General features: G+C 71.3%; 8 protein-coding genes. 6 read left to right on the top strand and 2 right to left on the bottom strand.

The annotated features are described in order from the left end of the window. The first annotated feature begins 107 nt into the window (after positions 1 to 107). Together IJH84_RS05730 and IJH84_RS05735 are read left to right on the top strand one after the other, a co-directional pair. The gene (locus IJH84_RS05730; protein WP_295141167.1) at positions 108 to 959 is read left to right on the top strand and encodes an alpha/beta fold hydrolase; all 852 of its coding nucleotides are present in this window, start codon (positions 108 to 110) and stop codon (positions 957 to 959) included. A 160-nt stretch (positions 960 to 1,119) separates the two neighbouring features. Next, entirely contained in the window at positions 1,120 to 2,304 is a 1,185-nt protein-coding gene (locus IJH84_RS05735) for an acyl-CoA dehydrogenase family protein (RefSeq protein ID WP_295141169.1), read from the top strand. Between the two features lie 77 nt (positions 2,305 to 2,381). Here the strand turns inward: IJH84_RS05735 and IJH84_RS05740 are convergent, their stop codons facing one another. Then, entirely contained in the window at positions 2,382 to 3,167 is a 786-nt protein-coding gene (locus IJH84_RS05740; RefSeq protein ID WP_295141172.1) for an SDR family oxidoreductase, read from the bottom strand. Between the two features lie 111 nt (positions 3,168 to 3,278). Beyond that, on the bottom strand, positions 3,279 to 4,460 hold the full coding sequence (locus IJH84_RS05745) for an alpha/beta hydrolase (RefSeq protein ID WP_295141175.1): 1,182 nt from the start codon (positions 4,458 to 4,460) through the stop codon (positions 3,279 to 3,281). 151 nt (positions 4,461 to 4,611) lie between these two features. On the opposite strand from IJH84_RS05745, the gene IJH84_RS05750 reads away from it, so the two are divergent. The 4 genes from IJH84_RS05750 to IJH84_RS05765 all read left to right on the top strand — a co-directional run. Next, entirely contained in the window at positions 4,612 to 5,235 is a 624-nt protein-coding gene (locus IJH84_RS05750; RefSeq protein ID WP_295141178.1) for a TetR/AcrR family transcriptional regulator, read from the top strand. 30 nt (positions 5,236 to 5,265) lie between these two features. Further along, on the top strand, positions 5,266 to 6,021 hold the full coding sequence (locus IJH84_RS05755; RefSeq protein ID WP_295141181.1) for an SDR family NAD(P)-dependent oxidoreductase: 756 nt from the start codon (positions 5,266 to 5,268) through the stop codon (positions 6,019 to 6,021). A 124-nt stretch (positions 6,022 to 6,145) separates the two neighbouring features. Continuing rightward, on the top strand, positions 6,146 to 7,330 hold the full coding sequence (locus IJH84_RS05760; protein WP_295141184.1) for an NADH:flavin oxidoreductase: 1,185 nt from the start codon (positions 6,146 to 6,148) through the stop codon (positions 7,328 to 7,330). Between the two features lie 7 nt (positions 7,331 to 7,337). Further along, positions 7,338 to 8,950: AMP-binding protein (locus IJH84_RS05765; RefSeq protein ID WP_295141187.1), on the top strand; the 1,613-nt coding region annotated here is incomplete at its 3' end.

An 8,950-nucleotide genomic window follows, 5' to 3' on the forward strand; every position in this document is an offset into this window, starting at 1 on the left:
CGGCTCGGGCTGACCGGGGGCGCTCCCGCTGATCGGGACTGCGGCTCCGCCGCACGCGGGCGCGGCAATACCGTCCACCGGCAGGCGCGATGGGCTGAGGACGGGACATGGACCACGAGTCGACGGCGCGGGAACTGGCGACGGATCAGGGAGTGCTGCGCTACCACGAGGCGGGCGAGGGCCCGCCGCTGCTGTTGCTGCACGGTTCCGGTCCGGGCGTGACCGGCTGGCGGAACTTCCGCGGCAACCTCCCGCGTTTCGCGGAGCGATTCCGCTGCCTGGTGCTGGAATTCCCAGGTTTCGGCGTCAGCGACCCGACCGATCAGCACCCGATGCTCGCGGCCGGGGACGCGGTGCTGCGGTTCCTGGACGGGCTCGGGCTCGATCAGGTCGACGTGATCGGCAACTCCATGGGCGGGCTCGTCGCCACCCGGGTCGCCATCGCGGCTCCGGAGCGCGTCCGCAGGCTGGTGACCATCGGCGGCGTCGGCGCGCAACTGCTCAGTCCCGGGCCGGGCGAGGGGATCAAGCTGCTCGCGGAGTTCACCGACGAGCCGACCAGGGAGAAGCTGGTCCGCTGGCTGCGTTCGATGGTGCACGACCAGTCGCTGGTCACCGAGGAACTCGTCGAGCAGCGCTGGGCGCAGGCCACCGATCCGGACACGCTCGCCGCGGCCCGCCGGATGTACAGCAGCAAGGCGCTGGCCCGGCAGGCCGAGGCGATGGCCGCTTCGGACGCGCCGCCGTACTGGTCGCAGCTGCACAAGGTGCGCGCCAGGACGTTGCTGACGTGGGGCCGGGACGATCGGGTCAGCCCGCTGGACATGGCCCTGGTGCCGATGCGCACCATTCCGGCCGCCGAGCTGCACGTGTTCCCGGACTGCGGGCACTGGGTGATGATCGAGCAGCAGGAGGCGTTCGAAAGCGCCGTGCTGGCCTTCTTGGGCCGGGAGGACTGAAGGCGTCGGTCCGTTGTGGACGGACGGGGTCGTGCCCTGATTCCGCGCGGCACCGCCACCGGCGTGCATCGGCGATATCGCGCCGTAGCGCGGTTTCCGGCGGTGCCACGACGCGTGACATGACGGTCCTATGTGAATAGAAGGCCGGAAGTGGGAGGACATGGGCAATCAGGTGGTCGAGGCCGTCTCGGCTGCAGCGGACCGGATCCGCGAACAGGCTCCGCGCAACGAGGCCGCTGGCAAGCTGACCGGCGAAGCCACGGCCGCGTTGCGTGAGTGCGGCGTGATCCGGATGCTGCAGCCGCGCGAGCACGGCGGCATGGAAGCGCACCCGCGCGAGTTCGCCGAAGCGGTGCTGGCCATCGCCGCGCTGGACGGTTCGACCGGGTGGGTCGCCGGGATCGTCGGCGTGCACCCGTGGGAGATGGCGCTGGCCGACCCGGCTCTGCAGCAGGCCATCTGGGGTCCGGACCAGGACACCTGGATCGCCTCGCCGTACGCGCCGATGGGCGTGGCACGGCCCGTCGACGGCGGTTACGTCTTCAACGGGCGCTGGCAGTTCTCCTCCGGGACCGACCACTGCGACTGGATCTTCCTCGGCGGCCGCGTTGCGGAACCGGACGGCACGCTGCCCGAAGCGCCGGAACACCTGCACCTCGTCCTGCCGCGTGCGGACTACGAGATCGTCGAGGACTCGTGGGACGTGGTGGGGCTGCGCGGCACCGGTAGCAAGGACATCGTCGTCGCGGACGCGTTCGTACCGGCGCAGCGCGTGATCCCCTTCCGCAAGCTCGTCGATGGCACCGCCGCGCGGGAGGCCGGACTGGCGAACCCCACCTACCACGTGCCGTTCTCCTGCGCGTTCCCGCTCGGCATCACCGCGGCGGTCGTCGGCATCGCGGAGGGCGCGCTCGAACACCACCTCGCCTACCAGCGCGGCCGCACCCAGATCACCGGGACCAGGATCAAGGACGATCCGTACGCGCTGACCGCCATCGGCGAAGCCGCCGCGGAGATCTCCGCGTCCCGGACCGCCCTGCTGGACAACGCTTCCCGGATGTACGACCTGGTCGCCGCTGGGCACGAAGTCACTTTCGAGCGGCGCGCGATCGGGCGGCGCGAGCAGGTGCAGGCGGCATGGCGCGCGGTGCGGGCGGTCGACGAGATCGTCGCGCGGTCCGGTGGGAACGCGATGCGGTCGGACAACCCGATGCAGCGCTTCTGGCGCGACGCGCACATGGGCCTGGCGCACGCGATCCACGCGCCCGGAGCGGTGCTGCACGCCTCGGCATTGGGGCAGCTGGGGCTGCAACCTCCTCCGGGCCCGTTGCGCAACATGATCTGACTGCGGACCGAGTGAACGGCCTGCTCGTCCAATCTATTGGGACGAACGGTCCGTTCACTCCAGGTGGAAGACGCCGCTCAGCCGCCGATCAGCCGCCGGGTCGCCTCGTGCGCGGCGAGGATCCGGTCCGCGCGGGGGAATTCGTTGCGTTTGCGCGCCGCCTGCTCGTCGCCACCCGCGATCCGCACCGGACCGTCCGCGAGGTGCTCGAGACCCTCCCGCGCCACGTCATCGGGTTCGGCGACGTCGAGTCCGGGCAGGTCCAAGCGCAACCCGGCGCGCTGCATCGCCGGGGTCCTCGTGACACCGAGCACCAGCTCCAGCACGTGCACGTCGAACTCGCGCAGCTCCAGCCAGAGCCCTTCGGCGAAGACCCGGCCGAACGCCTTCACCGCGGAGTAGACGCTGATCTCCGCCTGGCCCATGAACCCGGCCATCGATCCGACCAGCAGGATGCCGCCGCGCCGCCGGTTCTTCATCGCCGCGCCGAAGTGCCGCGCCAGCGCGAGTTGCGCGGTGATGTTCAGGTCGATGACCTCGCGCGTGCGGTCCGGATCGCCGGTGACGAACTCGTGCCCGTAGGTGTTCGCGCCCGCGTTGAAGATCAGCAGGCCGACTTCGAGGTCGTCGGTCGCCGCGCGGATCTCGTCCAGCGCGGCCGGGTCGAGCAGGTCGAGTTCGAGCGTGCGGGCCTCGGCTCCGGCGGCGCGCACCGCTTCGGCCGTGGCTCGCAGCGGTTCCGGTTTGCGGGCGATGAGCACGCTGTTGATGCCGGCATCGGCCAGTCGCCGCGCGAACGACTCGCCGACGCCTTCCGAACCTCCGGCGATGACGGCCCACGGGCCGTAGGTCGAGCGGTCCATTGCTTGCGCCTTTCGCCTGCTTCCGGTGTGCGGCCGTGCTCTTTCCGGTTGCGGAACATAAGTGCGCGCGCTCGCCGCCACCGACGCGATCTCGCTGGCCGGGACCGGTGCTCAGGTGCACGTGCCCGCAGGCGGCCGCCCGGTGCGGACCGCGTCCACGAACCGCTCGGCGTCCGGCAGGGACTCGGCCAGCACCTGCCGGTGCTCGGCACCGTCGTAGACCCGGTAGCTGACCTGCGCAGAACGGCGGCACAACATTCCGACGAGCTGATCCGTCCCCGGCTTGCCGACCAGCGCGTCGTCGGTGCCCTGCAGGACCAGCGTCGGTACGCCGAGGGCCAACCGGCTCGGATCCTGGCTGCGCAGGTACGCGGTGAGCGGACCGAGCTCGGCGTCGTCCCGGAACACCCGCTGGGGCCGCATCCGCGCCGCGGCCTCCCGGACGTCGTCCTGGCAGCCGGTGCGACCGACCTCGAGCAGCGGGCGGATCTCGTCGGCGACCAGCTCGTCCGCGGCGATGCCGGGGTCGGCCGCGGCCGCGCCGAGCAGCAGCGGGGACAGGAACGGCAGCGCGGCGGTCACCTCCGGAGTTCCGGCCCGGGCGCGGAAGAACTCCGCGGTCCGGTCCACCTGGAAACCGCCGGGCGCGATCGCCACTGCGGCACGCAGCGGCACCTCCGAACGAACCCGTTCGGCGGCCGCGAACAGCGCCGCCTGGCCGCCTTGGCTGTGCCCCATCGCGAACCAGTCCGCGCCGATGCCGGGGTTCGCCCGCCGCGCGGCGCGCACGATGTCGACGACCGTGTTCGCCTCGCTCACGCCGTTGAGGTAGGGGTGCTCGCCGGGGGTACCGAGACCCTCGTAATCGGTCTGCACCACCGCGTAACCGGCCGCGACCCAGCGGTCCAGTACCTGGTCGACGAGGCCGACGTAGGGGTGCGCCGGTCCGCCAGGACGGTCCGCGGACGGGGCGCAGGCATCCGCGGTGCCGGTGGTCCCGTGCGCCCAGCTGATCACCGGCCAGCCGCCCGGTGGTGGTGGCGCGGCGGGAACCGAGACCGTTCCCGTCACGGTGATCGGCTCGTCCCGCGCGTTCGCGGAGCCGTAGGTGATCAGCGCTTCACTGCGCGCGCTGGGCAGCCTTCGGTGGTCGAGCTCGACCGCGCTCGACAGGCTTCCCCGCGTCGGGGCGAGCTCCGGCTCCTGCCGGACACCTCCGGAGGAGCAGCCGGAGGCGGTCAAGCCGACCGCGAGCAGCGCGGTGAGCACGTGGTTCGCGACAGACCGGAGCATGCGGTCCTCCCGGGCCGGAGTCGCTGCCGCCGAAGAAAACCGCGCCGCGGCGTCCCGGCGGCGGTCCGGTCCCACTCACCGGTACCGGCCCGGCCGGCGCCGGTCCGAGTCGGATACACATGGGCCGGACGAGGCGAACGGAGGGGTGCCAGTGCCGCGCATCGCCGAGGCGAGGACGGCTGCGGAGCCCAGCTCACCCGGCCAGGTCGAGCGGCGCGAGCGCATCCTGCGCGCCGCCGCGCACATCGGCGCGGAGAAGGGCCTCGAGCGGGTGCAGATGCACGAGGTGGCGAAGGACGCCGGGGTCGCCATCGGAACGCTCTACCGCTACTTCCCGTCCAAGACCCACCTGTTCACCGCGGTGATGGCCGACCGGGTCGAGCGCTTCGACGAGCGCACCCGGTCCGGTCCCGACCCGGCGGCCGAACCGGCGGAAGCGGTCGCGCAAGTCCTGGTCAGCGCCAGCCGGGAGCTGCTGCGCAAGCCAACGCTCGCGGTGGCCATGCTGCAGTCGTCGAACACCGCGAACGCCGCGACGGTGCCCGACGTCGGCCGGATCGACCGGACCTTCCGCGACCTGATCCTGCGGGTGCTGGGCATCCGGACGCCCACCGCGCAGGACATGGCGCTGGTGCGGTTGCTGCTGCAGCTCTGGTACGGCGTGCTGCAGGCCAGCCTCAACGCACGAGTGTCCATTGTGGACGCGGAGTCCGACATCCGGATGGGCGCCGAGCTGCTGCTGGCGCCGCGCTCGAACTCATGCGACCGGAACTGACCGCCCGCGGAGGCGAGACAGGAGGCCACGATGGGAGATCTCGACGGCAAGGTCGCGATCGTGACCGGCGCGGGCCAGGGCGTGGGCCAGGGGATCGCGTTGGCGCTGGCCGGCGCCGGTGCGTCCGTGGCCGTGCTGGGCCGCACGGAGTCGAAGCTGGCGCGGACCTGCGAACTGGTGCGCGAACGCGGTGCGAACGCGGCGCCGTTCGGCTGCGACGTCACCGATCTGGACGCGATCCCGGGGCTCGTCGCGGACGTCGTTTCGGCCATGGGCGGCGTGGACATCCTGGTGAACAACGCTTACTCCGGCCACTTCGGACCACTGCTGTCCATGAAGGACGACGACTTCCAGCGAGGATTCCGAAGTGGACCGTTCGCCACCTTCGCGTTCATGAAGGCGTGCCATCCGCACCTGGCCGAACGCGGCGGGAACATCATCAACCTGGTGACCTCCGCGATGGTGCGCTGGGATCCGTCGAACTACGGCGCTTACGCGGCGGCCAAGCAGGCGATCCGCTCGCTGACCCGCACCGCCGCCGCGGAGTGGGGACCGGACGGGATCCGGGTCAACTGCATCGCCCCGCACGCGCTGTCGCCGAGTCTGGAGGCGTGGGCCGAGGCGAGACCGGCCGAGGCGGCGGAATTCCGCAAGACGATCCCGCTGCGGTACGTCGGCGACTGCGAACAGGACATCGGCGAGGCAGTGGCGATGCTCGTCGGCCCGCAAGCTCGGTACCTGACCGGAGCCACCATCCCCCTCGACGGCGGCCAGGCGGATTTCTGAGCGCCTGCCTAGACGAAGTTCAAACCGCAGTCCGCACTCCCGGTCAGCAGGATCGCGACCCGGACCCGGCGGCGCTGCGGGCTAGCTTGGCGCGGCGTCCGCGCAACCGAACGGAGGTTCCCGAGTGAGCGAGCCGCAGTCCGCACCCGACCCGCTGCAACCCGCCCGGCTCGGCCCGGTGACGCTGCGGAACCGGGTGCTCAAGGCAGCCACTTTCGAAGGCAGGACGCCGAAATCGCTGGTGTCCGACGACCTGATCGAGTTCCACCGCCAGGTCGCGGCCGGGGGCGCCGGGATGACCACGGTCGCCTACTGCGCGGTGTCGCCGGACGGGCGCTCGGCCAAGCACCAGCTGTACTGGCGTCCCGAGGCGCTGCCGGGGCTGCGCCGCCTCACCGACGCGGTGCACGACGAAGGGGCCGCGGTGTCGGCCCAGCTCGGGCACGCCGGTCCGGTCGCACCGGCGTTGGAGCTCGGATCTCCGGCGCTGTCGGCGTCCCGCCGGCTGCACGCCGCGAGCATGAGCCTGACCAAGGCCGCCTCCGCCGCCGACATCGACCGGATCGCCAGGCAGCACGCCGAGGCGGCCGAGAAGGCGATCGAGTGCGGCTTCGACGCGGTGGAACTGCATTTCGGGCACAACTACTTCATCAGCTCGTTCCTGAGCCCGAACCTCAACCGCCGCAAGGATTCCTACGGCGGCGAGCTGCGCAACCGGGCCCGTCCGGCGTTGCAGACCGCCCGCGCGGTGCGGGACGCGGTCGGGGACCGGATCGCGGTGCTGGCGAAGCTGAACATGGACGACGGGGCGCCCGGCGGGTTCTGGGTCGACGAGGCCGCGCAGGTCGCGCGCTGGCTGGAAGCCGACGGCAGCGTCGACGCGATCGAGCTCACCGCGGGCAGTTCGTTGCGCAACCCGATGTACCTGTTCCGCGGCGACGCGCCGCTGCAGGAGTTCGCCGGTGCGATGAAGCAGCCCGTCAAGCTCGGCGTGCAACTGGTCGGCAAGGCCCTCATCCGCAGCTACCCGTACGAAGATGCGTTCTTGCTGGAACAGGCCCGCCAGATCCGCGCTGCCGTCCGGCTGCCGCTGGTGCTGCTCGGCGGCATCACCAGTAAGGAAACCATGGACCTGGCGATGTCCGAGGGCTTCCAGTTCGTGGCGATGGCCCGCGCGCTGCTGCGCGAGCCGGACCTGATCAACCGAATTCAGGCGGGCGAACGCGACAAGTCGTTGTGCATCCACTGCAACAAATGCATGCCGACGATCTACCGGCGGACCCGCTGCGTGCTCGTGCCCGAGGGGTGAGCGGCCGATGGAACGGACGATCGCCGACCAGCTGTTGGCGCGGCAGGGCGACCGCAAGGCGGGGCTGCGCACCAGAGAGCGCACCTGGAGCTGGGACGAGGTCGTAGAGGAGAGCGCGGCCCGGGCGGCCATCGCCCGCGAGTTCCGCGCCGACGGCCCGTTCCACATCGGCGTGCTGCTGGAGAACGTGCCGGAGCACATCTTCTGGCTCGGCGGTGCCGCACTGGCCGGAGCGACCATCGCCGGGATCAACCCGACGCACCGAGGTGCGGACCTGGAAGCTCAGGTCCGGCACGTCGACTGCCAGCTGATCATCACCGACCGGACCGGGTGGGACCGGCTGGCCGGGCTCGACATCGGCGTCCCGCCGGAGCGGTTCCTGCTGGTCGACGAGCCCGGGTACGGCGAACTCGTCACCGCGCACGCCGAACCGCCGCATGCCCACGACGGCGTCGACGAGTCCGCGCTGTTCCTGCTGCTGTTCACCTCCGGCACCACCGGGACCTCGAAAGCCGCGCGGTGCACGCAAGGACGGCTCACCCGCCTCGGCTACGCCACCGGCGAGAAGTACGGCGTCACGGCCGACGACGTCTGCTACTGCTGCATGCCGCTGTTCCACGGCAACGCGCTGATGGCGCTGTGGGCTCCGGCGCTGGCGGCGGGTTGCACCGTGTGCTTGACGCCGAAGTTCTCCGCTTCCCGGTTCATCGACGACGTCCGGTACTTCGGCATCACGTACTTCACCTATGTCGGAAAGTCCATCGCCTACCTGCTCGCGACACCCGAACGCGACGACGACGGCGACAACACGCTCACCCACGCCTTCGGCACCGAAGCGTCCCCGGAGGACCAGGCCGAGTTCGCCCGCCGCTTCGACTGCGTGCTCCAGGAGGGCTACGGCTCCAGCGAGGGCTCCGGGCACGTCCGCAACGATCCGGACGCGCCGCCGGATTCCCTGGGCAAGCCGTCCAGCGAAGCGGTGGCCGTGGTCGATCCGGACACGTTGGGCACCTGCCCGCCCGCCCGGCTGGACGAGTACGGGCGGCTGCGCAACCCGGGCGAGGCGATCGGGGAGATCGTCGACAAGGCGGCCGCCGCCCGGTTCGAGGGCTACTACAAGAACGAAACGGCCGATGCGCAGCGGGTCCGCAACGGCTGGTACTGGACCGGTGATCTCGGCTACCTCGACGAGCGCGGTTTCCTGTACTTCGCGGGCAGGCAGGGCGACTGGATCCGGGTCGACGGCGAGAACTTCTCCGCGCTGCTGGTGGAACGGGTGCTGCGGCGGCACCCGGACGTCGTGCTGGCCGCGGCGTTCGCGGTTCCCGATCCGCGCACCGGCGACCGGGCCATGGCGGCCGTCGAACTGCGCGGCGGTGCCGAGTTCGACCCGGCGGAGTTCGCCGGTTTCCTCACCGCGCAACCGGATTTGGGAACCAAGGCGGTGCCGCGGTTCCTCCGCGTCTCGACCGGACTCCCGACCACGGGATCGGACAAGCTGCGCAAGAACGTGCTGCGCGAGCGGGCCTGGCGGTGCGCGGACCCGGTGTACTGGTGGACCGGCCGGGGCGGCCCGGACTACCGCTTGATGAGCGACGAGGACAAGTCCGCGCTCGAAGC

The sequence above is a fragment of the Saccharopolyspora sp. genome (genome assembly GCF_017434145.1).
GTDB classification, from domain to species: Bacteria; Actinomycetota; Actinomycetes; order Mycobacteriales; family Pseudonocardiaceae; genus Saccharopolyspora_C; species Saccharopolyspora_C galaxeae.

What these genes read in the sequence shown, in the direction of transcription:
- IJH84_RS05730 (WP_295141167.1), top strand. Translation starts at nt 108, where the DNA reads ATGGACCACGAGTCGACGGCGCGGGAACTGGCGACGGATCAGGGAGTG.
- IJH84_RS05735 (WP_295141169.1), top strand. Translation starts at nt 1,120, where the DNA reads ATGGGCAATCAGGTGGTCGAGGCCGTCTCGGCTGCAGCGGACCGGATC.
- IJH84_RS05740 (WP_295141172.1), bottom strand. Translation starts at nt 3,167, where the DNA reads ATGGACCGCTCGACCTACGGCCCGTGGGCCGTCATCGCCGGAGGTTCG.
- IJH84_RS05745 (WP_295141175.1), bottom strand. Translation starts at nt 4,460, where the DNA reads ATGCTCCGGTCTGTCGCGAACCACGTGCTCACCGCGCTGCTCGCGGTC.
- IJH84_RS05755 (WP_295141181.1), top strand. Translation starts at nt 5,266, where the DNA reads ATGGGAGATCTCGACGGCAAGGTCGCGATCGTGACCGGCGCGGGCCAG.